Source organism: Jatrophihabitans telluris (genome assembly GCF_023516435.1).
Taxonomy (GTDB): Bacteria; Actinomycetota; Actinomycetes; order Mycobacteriales; family Jatrophihabitantaceae; genus Jatrophihabitans_A; species Jatrophihabitans_A telluris.
In genome coordinates this window covers 298,346-312,796 of the sequence record NZ_CP097332.1, presented here as the reverse complement: position 1 = coordinate 312,796, position 14,451 = coordinate 298,346, and the positions used below count along the sequence as shown (strand labels likewise).

19 protein-coding genes are annotated in these 14,451 nt (G+C 68.2%); 10 read left to right on the top strand and 9 right to left on the bottom strand.

What is annotated here, in order from left to right:
- Window positions 1-9: 9 nt before the first annotated feature.
- Genes M6D93_RS01480 through M6D93_RS01470 form a run of 3 tightly spaced genes read right to left on the bottom strand, consistent with a single transcriptional unit; the run spans window position 10 to window position 3,007 of the window.
- A complete protein-coding gene (locus tag M6D93_RS01480) occupies window positions 10-609 on the bottom strand; it encodes a class I SAM-dependent methyltransferase (RefSeq protein WP_249772398.1) in 600 nt (199 codons plus the stop codon).
- A 59-nt stretch (window positions 610-668) separates the two neighbouring features.
- Window positions 669-1,673: a glycosyltransferase family 2 protein gene (locus M6D93_RS01475; protein ID WP_249772397.1), complete on the bottom strand. Its 1,005-nt coding sequence runs from the start codon at window positions 1,671-1,673 to the stop codon at window positions 669-671.
- Window positions 1,670-3,007, bottom strand: coding sequence for an MATE family efflux transporter (locus M6D93_RS01470; RefSeq protein WP_249772396.1), 1,338 nt, complete (start codon window positions 3,005-3,007; stop codon window positions 1,670-1,672). Before M6D93_RS01470 ends, M6D93_RS01475 begins: the two co-directional genes overlap by 4 nt.
- Before the next feature lie 186 nt (window positions 3,008-3,193).
- Between M6D93_RS01470 and M6D93_RS01465 the strand changes: the two genes are divergently transcribed.
- Genes M6D93_RS01465 through M6D93_RS01455 form a run of 3 tightly spaced genes read left to right on the top strand, consistent with a single transcriptional unit; the run spans window position 3,194 to window position 5,786 of the window.
- The gene (locus M6D93_RS01465) at window positions 3,194-3,904 is read left to right on the top strand and encodes a glycosyltransferase family 2 protein (protein WP_249772395.1); all 711 of its coding nucleotides are present in this window, start codon (window positions 3,194-3,196) and stop codon (window positions 3,902-3,904) included.
- Window positions 3,901-4,275, top strand: a complete 375-nt coding sequence (locus M6D93_RS01460) for a DUF2304 domain-containing protein (RefSeq protein WP_249772394.1) — start codon at window positions 3,901-3,903, stop codon at window positions 4,273-4,275. The genes M6D93_RS01465 and M6D93_RS01460 overlap by 4 nt, the downstream gene beginning before the upstream one ends.
- Entirely contained in the window at window positions 4,272-5,786 is a 1,515-nt protein-coding gene (locus tag M6D93_RS01455; protein ID WP_249772393.1) for a hypothetical protein, read from the top strand. The genes M6D93_RS01460 and M6D93_RS01455 overlap by 4 nt, the downstream gene beginning before the upstream one ends.
- 7 nt (window positions 5,787-5,793) lie before the next feature.
- On the opposite strand, the gene M6D93_RS01450 is transcribed toward M6D93_RS01455, so the two are convergent.
- The gene (locus tag M6D93_RS01450; RefSeq protein ID WP_249772392.1) at window positions 5,794-6,840 is read right to left on the bottom strand and encodes an alpha/beta fold hydrolase; all 1,047 of its coding nucleotides are present in this window, start codon (window positions 6,838-6,840) and stop codon (window positions 5,794-5,796) included.
- Window positions 6,841-7,190: 350 nt separating this feature from the next.
- Between M6D93_RS01450 and M6D93_RS01445 the strand changes: the two genes are divergently transcribed.
- Window positions 7,191-7,595 (top strand): phosphoribosyltransferase family protein, encoded by a 405-nt coding sequence (locus M6D93_RS01445; RefSeq protein ID WP_249772391.1) that lies wholly within the window; start codon window positions 7,191-7,193, stop codon window positions 7,593-7,595.
- A 63-nt stretch (window positions 7,596-7,658) separates the two neighbouring features.
- A complete protein-coding gene (locus M6D93_RS01440; RefSeq protein WP_249772390.1) occupies window positions 7,659-8,036 on the top strand; it encodes a VOC family protein in 378 nt (125 codons plus the stop codon).
- Here M6D93_RS01440 and M6D93_RS01435 read toward each other — a convergent pair.
- Window positions 7,949-8,815, bottom strand: coding sequence for an alpha/beta fold hydrolase (locus tag M6D93_RS01435; protein WP_249772389.1), 867 nt, complete (start codon window positions 8,813-8,815; stop codon window positions 7,949-7,951). The genes M6D93_RS01440 and M6D93_RS01435 overlap by 88 nt on opposite strands.
- A 49-nt stretch (window positions 8,816-8,864) precedes the next feature.
- On the opposite strand from M6D93_RS01435, the gene M6D93_RS01430 reads away from it, so the two are divergent.
- The 3 genes from M6D93_RS01430 to M6D93_RS01420 all read left to right on the top strand — a co-directional run bounded on the left by M6D93_RS01430 (window position 8,865) and on the right by M6D93_RS01420 (window position 10,293).
- Window positions 8,865-9,329 carry a hypothetical protein gene (locus M6D93_RS01430; RefSeq protein ID WP_249772388.1) on the top strand — a complete coding sequence of 155 codons (465 nt, stop codon included), beginning with the start codon at window positions 8,865-8,867 and terminating at the stop codon, window positions 9,327-9,329.
- Between the two features lie 73 nt (window positions 9,330-9,402).
- The gene (locus M6D93_RS01425) at window positions 9,403-9,834 is read left to right on the top strand and encodes a helix-turn-helix transcriptional regulator (protein ID WP_249772387.1); all 432 of its coding nucleotides are present in this window, start codon (window positions 9,403-9,405) and stop codon (window positions 9,832-9,834) included.
- 45 nt (window positions 9,835-9,879) lie between these two features.
- Window positions 9,880-10,293 (top strand): VOC family protein, encoded by a 414-nt coding sequence (locus M6D93_RS01420; protein WP_249772386.1) that lies wholly within the window; start codon window positions 9,880-9,882, stop codon window positions 10,291-10,293.
- 144 nt (window positions 10,294-10,437) lie between these two features.
- Here the strand turns inward: M6D93_RS01420 and M6D93_RS01415 are convergent, their stop codons facing one another.
- A complete protein-coding gene (locus tag M6D93_RS01415) occupies window positions 10,438-10,698 on the bottom strand; it encodes a PspC domain-containing protein (protein ID WP_249772385.1) in 261 nt (86 codons plus the stop codon).
- Between the two features lie 174 nt (window positions 10,699-10,872).
- Between M6D93_RS01415 and M6D93_RS01410 the strand changes: the two genes are divergently transcribed.
- A complete protein-coding gene (locus M6D93_RS01410) occupies window positions 10,873-11,448 on the top strand; it encodes a Chromate resistance protein ChrB (RefSeq protein ID WP_249772384.1) in 576 nt (191 codons plus the stop codon).
- Between the two features lie 3 nt (window positions 11,449-11,451).
- Here M6D93_RS01410 and M6D93_RS01405 read toward each other — a convergent pair whose 3' ends face one another.
- Together M6D93_RS01405 and M6D93_RS01400 are read right to left on the bottom strand one after the other, a co-directional pair.
- Window positions 11,452-11,658 (bottom strand): hypothetical protein, encoded by a 207-nt coding sequence (locus tag M6D93_RS01405; protein ID WP_249772383.1) that lies wholly within the window; start codon window positions 11,656-11,658, stop codon window positions 11,452-11,454.
- The gene (locus M6D93_RS01400; RefSeq protein ID WP_249772382.1) at window positions 11,655-12,428 is read right to left on the bottom strand and encodes a COG4280 domain-containing protein; all 774 of its coding nucleotides are present in this window, start codon (window positions 12,426-12,428) and stop codon (window positions 11,655-11,657) included. The genes M6D93_RS01405 and M6D93_RS01400 overlap by 4 nt, the downstream gene beginning before the upstream one ends.
- Window positions 12,429-12,600: 172 nt before the next feature.
- On the opposite strand from M6D93_RS01400, the gene M6D93_RS01395 reads away from it, so the two are divergent.
- Complete coding sequence (locus tag M6D93_RS01395; protein WP_249772381.1) at window positions 12,601-13,641, top strand: G1 family glutamic endopeptidase; 1,041 nt, start codon at window positions 12,601-12,603, stop codon at window positions 13,639-13,641.
- Window positions 13,642-13,695: 54 nt separating this feature from the next.
- On the opposite strand, the gene M6D93_RS01390 is transcribed toward M6D93_RS01395, so the two are convergent.
- Window positions 13,696-14,367 (bottom strand): lysophospholipid acyltransferase family protein, encoded by a 672-nt coding sequence (locus M6D93_RS01390; RefSeq protein WP_249772380.1) that lies wholly within the window; start codon window positions 14,365-14,367, stop codon window positions 13,696-13,698.
- Between the last annotated feature and the right edge of the window lie 84 nt (window positions 14,368-14,451).

The window sequence follows — 14,451 nt, the reverse complement described above, 5'->3', positions numbered from 1 at the left end:
CGATCGGTCCTAGGACCTGGCGACGAGCACGAACTCGTTGTAGGGAAAGACCTTTCCCACCGGCCGGGGGAACGGGAAGGAATAGTGCCGGTAGGGACTCAGCTCCAGGGCGGCGCAGAGTTCGCCGAGCTTGTCGAAGTCGACGAAGCGGACGTGGGTGCTGTCGGTGGCATACCCCCGCTCCTGCGGCGTGATGAAACAGACGGATCCGGATGGGCGAAGGTAGGGCAGGTACTCACCCACCAGACCGACCGCATCCTCGAAGCTCATGTGCTCCACGACGTGGGCCAGCAGGATCGAATCGAAGGACCCGGGCACGGCCGCCGGGCTCTTCGCGAACTCCTCCGACGTATAGGCCTGCAGCCCCTTCGAGCGGGCGACGCCGATGGCCTCGGCGTTGTGGTCGACGCCGACGCCGTTACCACCGAGGTGGGCCAGGTTTCGGCCCAGCCCACATCCGACGTCCAGCGTGCGGCCGAGTTCGAGGCGGCGGATGTTCCAGCGATACGGTGCCTGCACATTCAGGACCTGACGCCACCGAGCGCCTTCGAGCCGCTGCAGCCGCGCGGCGTAGTCGTGACCCGAGGTGGGTTCGTGCTGCTCGGTCATCTCATCCTCCGTCGTGCACGTCGATGCGCCATCAGTGGGTCCACTCTGGTCGCACCCTCTCACACGCCGGTCAACCGCAGCGCGACCCGCCAATAGGCTGCGAAGATCCGGTTCACGAGCGAGGTTCCGGCGGGCAGTGGAATCATCGCCGGATCGATGGCGGTGGTGAGCAGCCCGGCGAACATCGCGTCGGGAACGACAGCCTGCGCCTGGCATTCTCGCCGGCGTGACCTGATCCGGCCGAGCTGACCGAACAAGGACAGCCAGGCGCGCAGCCAGCCCCGGAACCAGCCCTGCGCCAGCGAGAGCCCGGCGAGGGCGAACTCGAACAGCACCATCATCGGCAACGCCGCCCACAGCACCTTCGTCGGGAACGTGGTCAGCACGGTCAGCCATCGGTTGCGTTGCAGCAGATACATCTTGGCGGGATTGCGGGAGAACTCGTAGTGATGGGCCGCGATCGCGTCCGGGACGAATCCCACCCGTCGGCCGGTCAGCCAGGCGCGCAGGCTGAGTTCGGTGTCCTCGTGGTAGGCGAAGTAGTCCGCTGGGAATCCCCCCAGCGCGTCCCAATCCGTCCGGCGGACAGCCAGAAACGCACCGCTGGCCGAGGCCACCGCACGCCGGTCCGGGAAAAGGGACGCAGGCGTTTCGTGGCCCCCCGCCCAGACCAGACCCATGAAGTGCACCGGGTTGCCGGCGCTGTTCATCAACTGCGGGCGGTCGGCGATCCGGATTCCACCGGAGACGACGTCGAAGTCGGTGAGGCCGTCGACCAGTCGTTCGATCGAATCGGACCGGATGATCGCGTCCGAGTTGAGCAGGACCAGGCACTCGCCGGTCGCGTGCGCGACGCCGAGATTGACGCCGCCGGCGAAGCCGAGGTTGCGCGGCGCGGTGACGATCCGGACCCGCGAGGACGGCGGAAGGCCGGCCACGGCGGGGGAGCCGTTGTCGACGACGACTAACTCCAGTTCGACGCCGTGCGACGCGAGCACGGAGGACACGCAAGCCTGGAGGTAGGGCTCGACCCCCCACGCCAGCACGATGACCGAGACCCTCACGCGCCGCCCGCCGATCGGGCCGCGACAGCCGGCGCACGGTGCAGGCCACGCCGCGCCTCGACGGCGAAGATCGCCGCGCTGGCCAGCGTGCCGAGCAGGAAGGCGACGCTGACCCGCTGCTCGAGCGTTCCCGGCAGCAGCAGCGCGAGAAAAGACACCGTGGTTCCGGCGAACCAGCCCGCGGCGATCCGGGGCTGGCTCTCCAACGCGAGCAGAACTTGGCTGAGACTGGCCGCGAGCATGTACAGGGTGGCCGCGGCCGACAGTGCGACAAGGAGCTGCCGCGAGACCGCGAACGACGGGCCGAAGATGGCCCGGTTGAGCTGGGGACCGGCGACCAACAGGACCAGGGACGCGCTCACACCAAGAGCGAGGATCGCCACGAGGAGTTGGCGCAGGCTCCTGGCCACCCGCTGGAATTCGCCGTTGGCCAGCCCCCGCACGAAGCCCGGGAGTAACGACGCCTGGATGGCCGCGAACAGGAACAGCGGAAGCCGGGTGAGCACGACGGCGGTCAGGAAATGACCGGCCGATGGATCCTGCGGGTCGGCGAAGGCCTTCACGACGACCGTGCCGGCGTTGACCAGGACCTGTGCCGCGAGGGTGCCCGCCAGCAGCCAGCCGGCTCCCCGACCGAAGTCGCGCCAGCTGGCCACCGGCTGCCTGCTTGGACTGGAGCCCTGCCACCGACTTCGGGCGCGCAGACAGGAGATGACCACCGCGGTCACCTGCGACCCGCTCAACACCCAGGCGTAGGCCGTCACCGACGTCACGCCGCCAGCCGCCAGCAGCGTCGCCCCCGCGGCCCGCACCGCGCCGTCAACGCCCAACTGCAGGCCGTAGGCGTCGAACATGCCCAGACCCGCCAGCAATCCGCGCGACAAGTGCACCAGGGCCAGCATGCTGCACGCGGTGACCGTGGCGATGAGCAGTGGCACGTTGCCGTTGACCAAACGCGCGGAAATCACCGGGTAGCAAGCGAGCACCGTGGCGAGCAGCAGACCCACGAGCACGGCCGCGAACCCGGCCGCTCTGCGGACGGTCGCGCCCACCGGCTCCCCGCCCGCGATCCGCTGGGCCAGTGACTGCTCAAGGGTGAGGAACAACCCCGGTCCCAGGGTGAACAACGCGGTCCAGACGACTCCGAGCTGGGCGAACGCGATCGGGCTCAGGCGCCTCGCCGGAACGATAAGAAACACATAGGAAGTGACGCCGAGCAGGGCCAGCCCGGCACCCACCGACAGCGCGCCGTTGGGCAGCACCGACGCGGGACGTGCGAGCCAGCGGCCGTAGACCCGGCTGCCGGCGGGGTCGGCACTTTCGCTAGGCGGCACGAAGGTAGGGTACGCGGACCGTCCCGCCCGCACTGCCCCCTCACACGAAGGCCGGACTGAGAACACTCACACGAAATCCCAATCAAACCGTGTGAAAGATGCCGCCCTAAGCGAATCCGCCGGTACCTGCGGGTGCCGTACCTTCAAGCTGTCGTTGCACAGGTGACTCGGAGAAAGGACCAGATAGTGCCGGAGCGTGGCACGGACAACCTCGATGTCTGGGTGATCGTCCGCTGCTTCAACGAGGCGTCCGTGGTCCGCGGGGTCATCGAGGAATTGCGGGGCCACTTCCCGAACGTGATCGGGGTGGACGACGGCAGCACCGACGAGTCGGCGGCCGAAATGCTGGCCGCGGGGGCAATGGTGGTCCGCCATCCCGTCAACCTCGGCGGCGGGGCCGCGCTGCAGACCGGTCTGGAATTCGCCCTGCTCGACCACGGCGCGGCCTACGTCGTGTGTTTCGACGGCGATGGCCAGCATCGAGCCGAGGACGCAGCGGCCATGGTCGACCACATCCGTTCCACTGAGGTGGACATCCTCATCGGATCTCGATTTCTCGGTTCAGCACAGGACATGCCACGATCGCGTGGTGTGCTGCTTCGCCTGGGTCGCGCGTTCGAGCGCCTGTCCACCGGTATCAAGCTCACCGACGCACACAACGGCCTTCGCGTCTTCAGCCGCCGCTTCGCAGCGACCGTTGATCTGCAGATGAACGACATGGCCTACGCCAGCGAACTTCTCGGCATCATCAAGCGAAGCGGCTTGGCCTTCGCCGAATACCCGGTCACCGTTCGGTACACCGACTACTCCCGGGCCAAGGGCCAGCGCTCCATCAACTCCGTGAACATCGCGACCGACGTCTGGCTGCATCAGGTTCTGAAGGGGCGGCGACGATGAATCTGATTCAGGTCCTGCTCATCGTCTCCGTCATCGCCGTCGTCTGGGGCTTCCGAAATCGTTACCGGGTCGGGCTGCGTGCCGGTGCCCGACTGCTCGGCCTGTTGCTGTGCGTGCTGGCGATCCTGTCGATCGTCCAGCCGGGTATCGCCCAGGAGGCCGCGGAGCTCGTCGGGGTGACCAGAGGCACAGACCTCGTGCTCTACCTTCTGGTGATCGTGTTCGCGGCGACCAGCATGGGGTTCTATTTCCACTTCCGGGATATCGAGCGCCGATTCGCCAGTCTGGCAAGGGTTATCGCCCTCAACGAGGCGGTCACGTCCCAGGGGTTGCCCGACGGCCACGCACGGACGGACTCAGCCGAGGCATGAGAGTCGATCTGTCGTGGGTGCGTCGCGCCTTGTTCGGCCTCGCCCGCGTCGTGGCGCTGTTCATCATCTTCTCGGCCGCCACGGCTCCGCTGGTCATCCTGAGCGTGCGCGACCACAAGGGCCTGAGCCCGGTCGACGAACTCGTCTACGTCGACTACTTCCACAAGATCGCACGGGGCGAACATGTCGTACGGGACGGCGACTACCTCGACACGATCACCCTTCGGGACAAGGCGTGCCGTGGAATTCCGCCCTACATCCGGCCCAACAAGGTCGCCTGCGCGGAACCGCTGCACGGTCCGTCCACCCGCAACACCGCCAGCATCGACCCGCCGACCTACTACTGGGCCACGGCCGTCGTCGCGAACGAGGTCCGACACACCGGCCTGAACCGGGACTTTATCGATTCGATCCGCCTGGTCGGCATCGTCTGGGCGGGCGCCGGGCTCACGACGGTCTGGTTGTTGTGCCGGGCACTCGGCGCGACCCGCATCGCCTCGCTGCTGATGACCGGTGCCTGCTGGGGAACGAACGGGCTGACCAGCCAGTGGGTGCACGTCACGCCGCACGCCGCTGACCTGTTCGTCGGTGGATTCGTGTCCCTGACCGTGGTGCACTGGCTCAAGACCGGCCGGGGACTGTGGCTGCTGGCGGTCGGCGGATGCACGGCCTCGCTGTTCAAGCTGTCCGACATCAACGTCGCCCTGCTCGGCGGGCTGTGCTTCCTGCTGCTGGCGCTCGGACGCCGCCACGCCAGCGCCGTCTCTACCACTCACGGCGACGACCGTGCCGAAGCCGGCGGCGGATCGGCACCTGATCTGGCACCCGCCGGCCCGGCTGTCGCCGCCCCGCTCGCGGACGGATCGCCCCGGAACGAATCAGCAACGCAGGCGCTGTCCACGTCCCCGGTGGCAACCGCGACGGTACCGATCGAGAGCGAATCGACGACTGCGCCGCGCAGCGTGGCCCCACCGGCTATCCCCCGCACCCAGTCTCGTGGCCGTCAGGTAGCGGCCGCGGCCACCATGATCGGGGCGCTTGCGATCACCTCGCTGCTGTGGGTGAGCTATCGCCACCACGTCGGCTACGCGAGCTCAAGCGCGCTGTCGACGTTCAACGCCTCCAGCTTCGACGTCGACTGGGTGATCGGTTCGACCGGCCGGTTCTTCTCGCCCCTGGGCAGTGCGGGACCGTTCTTCCTGGTGTGGGCGTTCGTCGGCTATTCGCTGCTGCACAATGCCCTTTCGCGTCGTCGTTCGGATGAGCTGCGCACCGATGAGCTCGCCACGGCGACCATTGCGGCACTTGCCTTGGGCCCTGTCGTACTCGTCGTGGCGATCTATCTCGTGACCAAGCAGTACGTCCCCACGGCCCCCCGGTACGGCATCTCCCTCTTTCCGTTGGCGGTCGCGCTCAGCGCCCGCGAGTTGCGCGGCAAGGCGCTCCTCGCCATCGGGACGTTGCTGGTGGCCGCGACGGTGTACCTCACCTTCCTCGGCAGCATTGCGTGATCCGGTATCAGCCGACGTTGGCGGCCAGGTCGCTGAGGCGCGCCGCGACCAGCGCCGGATCGGAGATCATGCCCAGGTGGTGCGCGCCGACCAGGGCGACGATCCTCTTGGTGTGCAGACGCGTCGCGGTCTGAGCAGCCTGGGCCGAGGTCATTTCGCTGTCGGCAGTGCCGTACATGACCGCGGCCGGCACCGTGATCGCCGCCTCCTGCTGATAGGTGAGGCCGATCAACTGCCGGCTGAGAATGGCCTTCAACCCCTTCACCGCATGGGGTACCCGAAACGGTCGAAGCCACTGTTCGGCGTCGAACGGAGGGCAGCCGGGGCCGCAGGTCCCGCGGTAGGCGCGCGCCGCGATGCCCGAGCTGCGGGTCACCAGCCGGATCGCCGCGGTGGCGTACGGATCCACGATGAGGCGGTGCACCCAAGCGGGACCCACCCCATACGGCGTTCCGTCGCCATCCATGAAGACCACCTGGGAGGCGAGCGCGGGATGCAGCCGGGCGAGGTTGCCGACGATGGCCGCGCCGCTGGAGTGTCCGACCAGCATGGGACGGGCGTTGTCGCGGGCATCGAGGTGCAGCGCGGCCAGGAACGCCACCAGCTGGGCGGTGTCGGAGTCCAGCGTGTACGGCCCGACCCGCTCGGTGTAGCCATAACCCCTTATATCGAGGGCGTAAACGCGATGACCGCGGCCCAGTAGCGCTGCCGTCGCCGCCCACGTCGAGCCCGACTCCAGGAATCCGTGCACGAGAACGATCGGCGATCCGGCCGTCCCCCACTGCTCGTAGTGGGTGGTCAGGGTGCCGGTCCTCACGTAGTGGCCGTGAGCGTCGAGGGGCGGTACGGAAAGGCTGTCGTCGCTGGCTCGGTTGTAGACCACAGCAGCCACAGTGAGTACGGCCAGCAGAACGAGTCCGGTGATGAGCAGCCGCCGCAGCCACCGGACCGCGCCGCTGACGAATCGGTTGGCCCGCACCCGACGGACCGGGCGGGCGGAGCGGGCCGTGGACGGTTGCGTCCGAGCGCTCTTCAGACCCTCGGTTTCCACCACATGCACCAGTCTGCCCGAGAAGGACCGACGGCACCCGGGCAGGCGCAGGCGGTCAGGCGTTGCGACCCAGCACGGGGGTCAGGCAGCGAGACACGTGCCCCAGGCAGGTCCGCGGCAGAGAATGCCATGTCCAGATGACCCATTGCTCGCGCGGATGAAAGGGTGTGGACGTGACCGGACAAGGAAGGGGACCGCGGCCGCAACCAGATCACGCTGCCCGGCTTGCAAACGATCTCCGCGGTGCCTTCCGGTGGCGTGGAGACAGAACCGACGGACGATATCTCGCCGACCCGACCGGATGGTGGGCCGACGGCAGCATCCTGGCCCGTCTCGGACCAGCGCTCGCCTCGTTGCATCCTCATTCCGCGCCGACCGTGGTGCTGGGGCCGGAGTCTCGCGGCTCCCTGCTCGGCGCGCTGGTCGCCGGCCATCTCGGGTTGGGGCTGGTCGAAGTTCGCAAGGACCCCGCTCGGTCCGCAGACAGCGACCGGTGGCTGACTGCCTTCACTCCCCCTGACTATCAGGACCGCACGCTGCTTCTCGGGGCTCGCCGGGACCACCTGCTCGCCGGCCAGCGCGTGCTCTTCGTCGATGACTGGATCGACACCGGAGGGCAGGCGCAGGCGGTCAGGGCCATCGTCGGCGCGGCGCAAGCGGTGTGGTGCGGAGCGGCGGTCATCGTCGACGCGCTACAGGACAGCCGGCTCAGACGCGACCTCGGGGTCCGTTCGCTGATGGGTATCCGCGACCTCTGAGCAGGGCACGGCCCGGGGTCTTCCACCCGCCCATTTGCCCGCGCTGGACGATACCGTCTAGTGATGTCTGTCGACCTCTTCGCCGGCATCGCCGTCAGCGACTACCCGCGCGCGATGGCCTGGTACGAGCTCCTGTTCGGGGCAGCGCCGAGCTTTTTCCCCAATGACCGCGAGGCGGTCTGGGAGATCGCCGAACACCGCTACGTCTACATCGAAACGCGGCCCGGAGATGCCGGCCACGCGATGCACACGCTGTTCGTCACCGATCTCACCGGTTGGACCACGGCAATCTCCGGCCGGGGTCTGGAGGCCGCGGACCAGCAGGACTACTCAAACGGCGTGCGCAAGGTGACCTACCGGGACCCGGACGGCAACGAGTTCGGATTCGGGGGCAACGTCGGCAGGACCTCCGCCCCGGCAGGCGCCACCGAAACATCCTGAGCAGGGCGCCGCGTGAGGAATTCCCGCACGGCCGCGTCGGCCAGGTCCGGATGCGGGAAACAGAAGTTGTGCGCGCCAGGCAGGATCCGCACGTCGGAGCTCGCCCGGCGGGCCAGCAGTTGGGCCCACTGCGGCGGAGCGAAACCGTCCCGTTGACCGGTCATCACGAACAGGGGCACCGGCACCGATCCAACGGCGTCCTCAGGCCGATCGCCCAGCCCGTCGCGCAGGAACCGCAGCAAACCCACGATTCCGCTGCGGACGTAGGACGGCGTCACCGCCAGCGCCTCGCTCGGCATCTCGTGGATCAGGGTGGCGGCCGTGCGCCGCAGCAACGCACCGACGCGGCGACAGTCCGGGTCGAAAGTGGGCCCGGCCAGGACCAGACCGGCCAACCGTTCCGGGGCGAGCAAGGCCGCTCTCAGCGCGGCCTGCGCCCCGGTCGAGTGGCCGATGAGGATCACGCCGCGGCGCTCGGTGGCGCTCAGCCATCCGGCCAGCGCCCCGGCGACGCCGTCCAGAGTCGGCGGGCAGGACCGGGCACGCCCGCCCCGCCAGCCGGGCAGGTCGACGATGGTCGCCCGGGTCCAGCGCGCGGTCTGGTGGGCCCAGGGGGCGAGGTAACCCGGCGCCCCGAGTCCCGGCAGGAAGACGACCTCAGGCTGGTCGCCGGACGACCCCGAGCTGAGGGTCCGGACCGGACGGCCCGCCACGTCGTCCCAGCCCTCGGACAGTCCGTAGGGATCCAAACGACCAGCGCGAGCGACATGCCGGGTCATATGACACTCACTCCCGGATTCTTGATGATCTTCACGCAGACTGGTCGACGTGGCAGATCAGGTCGTCTGGAGAACGAGTCTAGGCGCCAGAATCGCCTCCACCGGCCTCGGGCTGCTCCTAGCCGCCTCCGCTACCGCCACCGCAACGGGCAAGGCCGGCTCGCATGCAGCCGGCGTGGCCGGATTCGCATTCAGTGTCGCTGCGGTGGTGTCGGCTGTCGGTGGCCCGTGGCTGTTGGCGTTCCGGCCGCGGATCATCCTGACCGCCACTACGGTGACCGTGGTCAACCCGTTCCGCTCGATCACCGTTCGCCTCGAGCTCGTCCGGCCCCGGGTCGGCCCCGACCACCGCGGCGTCGTGATCGCCTGGTTCAGCAACAATCGCCGGAAGAGCACGCAGGCCTGGGCCGTGCAAAGGAATCTCGTCAGCTGGACGGGACGGCCCAGCCGCGCCGACGACGTCCGCGACGCCATTGCCCAGGCGGCCGAGCGGGCCCCGCGGAGCCCGGCGTGATCTCACCGGATCCGGGCGCGTCACGCGTGACCGTTGGTAGCTGGGCGGTTGCCGCGTTCGGCATACTCTGCGCATGGGCAGGCTTCCGATCGCGCGGCAACTGGTCCGCGCCAAGGACCTGGTCGACGGCCGCTACTTCGAGCCCCTGACGGTCGAGGACATGGCCTGCGCCGCGGGACTGTCCAAAGCACACTTCAGCCGCGAATTCCGCCGCGCTTTCGGGGAATCACCGCACGCCTACATGCTGACCCGGCGCCTGGAACGGGCCGCGAGCCTGCTGCGGGCCACCGACATGAGCATCGTCGACATCTGCTTCGCCGTCGGCTGGGAGAGCCTGGGCTCGTTCACGACCAGCTTCACTCGAATCCATCAGCAATCGCCGGCCCAGTATCGGGCCTCGTTTCCGCCGGCGGCCGACCAGGCGCTCATTCCGGCCTGCGTGCTGCGCGCATACGGCCGTCCGCAGAACCGCACGTTTCGAGAAGACGCCGGGATCGGGCGCTGAATAGTCTTCTCCTACCGCAAGTCATCGCGCCAAATGGAGGAAGACATGATCAACGTCAGCTACGTGCAGCTCTGGGTCCATGACCAGGACGACGCGCTCGAGTTCTACACCAAGAAGGTCGGCATGGAGGTCCGTGAGGACGTCACCGTTCCGGAGATGGGCAACTTCCGCTGGCTCGCCGTCGGACCCTCGCACCAGCCGGACCTCTCGATCGTGCTCATGGCCATCCCGGGACCGCCGATCATGGACGCCGAGACCAACAAGCAGGTTCACGAGCTGATGGCGAAGGGTTTCGCCGGAACCGTCTTCCTCACCAGCGACAACCTCGACAAGGACTACGAGGAGCTGTCCAGCCGTGGCGTCGACTTCGTCCAGAAGCCCGAACAACAGCCTTACGGCAAGGACTCGGCCTTCCGTGACCCGTCCGGCAACAACATCCGAGTCACCCAGCGGAGCTGAGTCCGCGATGTGTCTCGGACAGTTCGCCCGCCGCGCCGACGACACCGGCCACGGCACTGAGCTGCCGCGCCGGCCCGACGGAGCCGGCGTCGATCACGAAGGGCAGTCCCCGGACCCGATTCCGGCTCCGGGGACTGCCACCGATCACGGCGCGGGCCACGCGGGCGCCGGTCCGGCGGGCATGGTCTTCGGGCTCTCGTCCAATGGCATGAGCAGCCAGAGGACCGGGTAGATCAGCAGCTGCGTGCCGGGCAACACCAGCAGCAGCAGGATGAACAGCAGGCGAGCGGGCCACGGCTCGAGACCGATCCGCCGGCCGAGCCCGGCAAACACCCCACCGAGAATGCGGCCCTCGCGTTGGCGAGTCAGGCCCTGCCGGCGGAACAGGTCGTGGATGGAACCCATTTTCTTTCCCTTCGATGTGGAGCTTGTGGCTCCCGATGCCGCACTGGCTTCGATGGCTCAAGCATCGTCGGGACGGCCGCTCGGCACATGGGGGATCGTCCCTGGTTCAACCCTGGACTATGCCTGGGCCGGCATCGGGGTCCGCCCCGATGCCGCCCTAGGCATACTGAGCCGGTGACGCAAGAGACCGCGGCCGACGCCGGCACGAGCGCAACCTCACCGGCGGAGTGGCTGGTGCTCGTATACAAGATTCCTTCGGAACCGACGAGGTTGCGGGCGACAGTGTGGCGCCGGCTCAAGGGCCTCGGGGCGATCTACCTGCAGAACTCCGCCGCCGCGCTGCCGTTCAGCCAGGCCTCCGAGCGGGCTCTGTTGAAACTGCGGCACGACATTCTCGACATGTCCGGAACCGCGCTGTTGCTGCGCAGCACGATGCTCGCCGGACAGGCTGAGGCAACGGCTGCCTTCCAGGCCGCCCGCGATGACGAGTACGAGGAGATCCTCGACAAGTGCCAGGACTTTCTGGCCGGTATCGACAAGGAATTCGCCGCGCAACACTTCAGCTTCGCCGAGCTGGAAGAGAACGAGGTCGACCACACCAAGCTGGTCAATTGGCTGGCCAAAGTCCGGGCCCGTGACGTCCTCGGCTCTTCCGGACGGGCCGCCGCCGCGCGGGCCGTGCACGAGTGCGAGCAGGCCCTGGAGCGCTACGCCAACCGGGTCTACGCCGAGGAGCCGGAAGGCCACTGACCGCTAGTCCGAACGGGGCCTGCTCGCGCGCCAGAGGCTGAGCGGCAGCAGGATCACCACCGCCACCGGAACGATCCACCACGCCGGCACGCTGGTCCGCGAGACGGCGTACGTCGCCACCAGCGCAGCCACCACCCCGGCGGCGACGAGCCAATCGTCGCCGATGATGAAGTCGTACCAGAACCATACGAACGCGCGAATGCGCTTCATCGAACGGCCTCCACTCGGTTGGTCAGGGGCGCGGCAGCCTGGGCGGCCCGGGTACGCCGGAGCACCGCGACGATGCCGAGGGCGAGAGCCGCAATCGCGGGGACAAGCCAGAGCAGGGCGGCATCGGACCCGGGCCAACCGGCACCAGCACCTTCGGCGCCCCAGAACGTGCCGAAGCCGGTCAGCATCGTTCCCACGGCGAACTTCATGGTGTTCTCGGGAACGCGGGCCAGCGGCGCTCGGGCCGCAAAGCCCGCCCCGGCGACGACGACGACAGCCGACAAGGCGGCCACGGAGGCCAGCGGCACGTTGTGCTGATTGCTTCCGAACGTCAACACGATGAAGGCGACCTCCAGGCCTTCCAGCACGACACCCTTGAACGACAGCGTGAACGCGTACCAGTCCGCGATGCCGGCGCGGTGTTCACGGGGGGCGGCCTGCGCCGCTTGCAGCTCACGCTGGTAGATGAGGGCCTCGTCGTGCAGGTCCTTGTAGCCGCTGGCCCGCAGGATGGCCTTTCGCAGCCATTGCAGCCCGAAGACGAGCAGCAGACCACCGACGAACAGCCGGAGGGCGCCGATCGGAATGTGAGACACCGCAGGGCCCAGCGCCAGGACGACTCCGGCGAGGACCACCAGCCCGGCGACGACACCGTTGAGCGCCGAGCGCCAGTCGCGCGCCGTCCCGGCGGCCAGGACGATCGTCGTCGCTTCGACGGCCTCGACGGTGCACGCGAGGAACACCGCGACGAACAGGGCAACAGCATTCATGAGCAGACTCCGGACGGAAACCAGCAGCGAGCCTTCAGAGTAACAGTGGTTAGATCCGCCAGCTAACAGCACATGCGACTCACATGCGCGTCGGCCCGAACAGGTATCGCCCCGCCTTTCCCGGCCTCCTCGATCACGGCAGCACTTCCCTGAACCCGAGGATGAGGCAATCATGGCCGCGAACCGCACACCCGCCCGAACCCGCCAGTCGTCGAAGGCGCGCGCCGCCGAGCGCTCGACTCCGGTGCCACAGACCCTGACCGCCAAAGGTTTTCAGGTTCGCGGCTTCGGGCCGCTGCCCGACACCTTCGATCCGATGACGGCGTCCGCACGACAGCTGGCCGCCCAGCGACTGCCGCGCCGGCCGGACGCGAACAAGGAGCCGCAGCTACGCGAGCTGTGGGAGCGGGCGATGGGCCGGACCAAGGTCTGGATCACGCCTGAGTTCGAGCATCGGGAACACATCAGTCACGGTCCGATGCGGCAGGAACCGGCACCGAAGCGCCGGGGCGCCGCGGCAGCCACTGGGGCGACCGCCGCCGCCGAGCAGGCCGTCGTGTCCAACGCGACCTCGACGAACTGGTCCGGCGCCGCGGTCTTCTCCCCGGCTGACAAGCCCTACCGCTTCGTGGGCGGCCAATGGACCGTCCCGAGTCCCAACACCGTCGACGACGGCTCCTACTACGCCTCGGAGTGGGTGGGCATCGACGGCTGGGGCTCGCCGGACGTGCTGCAGGCCGGAACCGAAACGGAGGTCACCAAGCTCTGGATCTTCAGGTCGACCCAGGTCTACGCCTGGTGGGAGTGGTACCCCGCCGGCGAGGTCCGCATCGGGAATTTGCCCGTGTCACCGGGGGACGTGATGTACTGCCTGATCTGCGCCGACTCCACGTCGCACGCGACGGTCACCTTCAGCAATCAGTCCTCCGGTGTCGGCACTCGCTTCGACATCACAGCGCCCAGCGGGACGACACTCACCGGCAACGTCGCCGAATGGATCGTCGAGCGCCCTTCGGTGAACGGATCGGTGGCCAGCCTCACCGACTACGCGGCGTGCTACTTCGACGAGTGCATCGCCGGCGGCAGCCTCCACGTCGACAACATCGGCGCCGCATCGCTCATCACGATGACAGGCACCGGCGGAGCGGCGCTGTCCGAGCCGGTGAAGGAGAACGATCACGTCGTCAAGGTCAACTGGCGCAAGTCGAGCTGACCGCCGTGCCGTCCAAGCAGCGCCGTCTCAGTCGCCGTCCCAGGCACCGCTGTCTCAGTCGCCGGGCTTGGCCGAGCTGGCGTAGCTGTCGACGTAATGCTGACCCGACAGGGTCTGGATCGCGGCCCGGACCGCTTCGGTTACCTCCCGCAAAATCGGGGAAGACCGCTCGTCCTCGGCCCGTCCGGAGAAGTCCAGCGGCTCACCGAAATGCACGGCGATGGGTTGCCGGTGCCAGCGGCGGTCGCCCGGGATGAGCACCCGGTCGGTGCCGACGATGCCCACTGGTATCACCGGCGCTCCCGATCTGAGGGCCAGCCTGGCCACCCCGGTACGGAACTTGTGCAGGTGGCCGTCCGGCGATCGGGTGCCTTCGGGATAGATGCCCAGGGCCTTGCCCTCGCCGAGCAGTTCGACGCCGGTCTTGATGGTCGAGGCGGCCGCATGGGTGTCCGACCGGTCCACCGGAACATGGCCGAATTCGCGAAACGCCCGAGCCACGAACCGGCCGCGCAAACCGGGCTGGTTGAAGTACTCCGCCTTGGCGAAGTAGGCGACCTGACGTCGTGCGGCGACGGGGGTGAAGACCTCATCCGAGGCCGAGAGATGGTTCGCGGCGATGATCACCGCACCCGCCCTCGGGACGCGCTCGGCGCCGGTCACCTCGGGGCGGAAGTACGCCCGCACCGCTGGGTAGCCGATGAGTTCGGTAGCTCGGTACAACATTGGCCAAAGCTACCGGTCGTGCCGGTGTCCGAACATTCGGGAGCGACCCGCCGCATGGTCTGCGGCGGGTCGCCTCCGAAATTC

Coding starts and splice junctions, on each gene's coding strand:
- M6D93_RS01480 (WP_249772398.1), bottom strand. CDS start 609: ATGACCGAGCAGCACGAACCCACCTCGGGTCACGACTACGCCGCGCGG.
- M6D93_RS01460 (WP_249772394.1), top strand. CDS start 3,901: ATGAATCTGATTCAGGTCCTGCTCATCGTCTCCGTCATCGCCGTCGTC.
- M6D93_RS01455 (WP_249772393.1), top strand. CDS start 4,272: ATGAGAGTCGATCTGTCGTGGGTGCGTCGCGCCTTGTTCGGCCTCGCC.
- M6D93_RS01440 (WP_249772390.1), top strand. CDS start 7,659: ATGTCTGTCGACCTCTTCGCCGGCATCGCCGTCAGCGACTACCCGCGC.
- M6D93_RS01435 (WP_249772389.1), bottom strand. CDS start 8,815: ATGACCCGGCATGTCGCTCGCGCTGGTCGTTTGGATCCCTACGGACTG.
- M6D93_RS01425 (WP_249772387.1), top strand. CDS start 9,403: ATGGGCAGGCTTCCGATCGCGCGGCAACTGGTCCGCGCCAAGGACCTG.
- M6D93_RS01420 (WP_249772386.1), top strand. CDS start 9,880: ATGATCAACGTCAGCTACGTGCAGCTCTGGGTCCATGACCAGGACGAC.
- M6D93_RS01415 (WP_249772385.1), bottom strand. CDS start 10,698: ATGGGTTCCATCCACGACCTGTTCCGCCGGCAGGGCCTGACTCGCCAA.
- M6D93_RS01405 (WP_249772383.1), bottom strand. CDS start 11,658: ATGAAGCGCATTCGCGCGTTCGTATGGTTCTGGTACGACTTCATCATC.
- M6D93_RS01400 (WP_249772382.1), bottom strand. CDS start 12,428: ATGAATGCTGTTGCCCTGTTCGTCGCGGTGTTCCTCGCGTGCACCGTC.
- M6D93_RS01395 (WP_249772381.1), top strand. CDS start 12,601: ATGGCCGCGAACCGCACACCCGCCCGAACCCGCCAGTCGTCGAAGGCG.
- M6D93_RS01390 (WP_249772380.1), bottom strand. CDS start 14,367: ATGTTGTACCGAGCTACCGAACTCATCGGCTACCCAGCGGTGCGGGCG.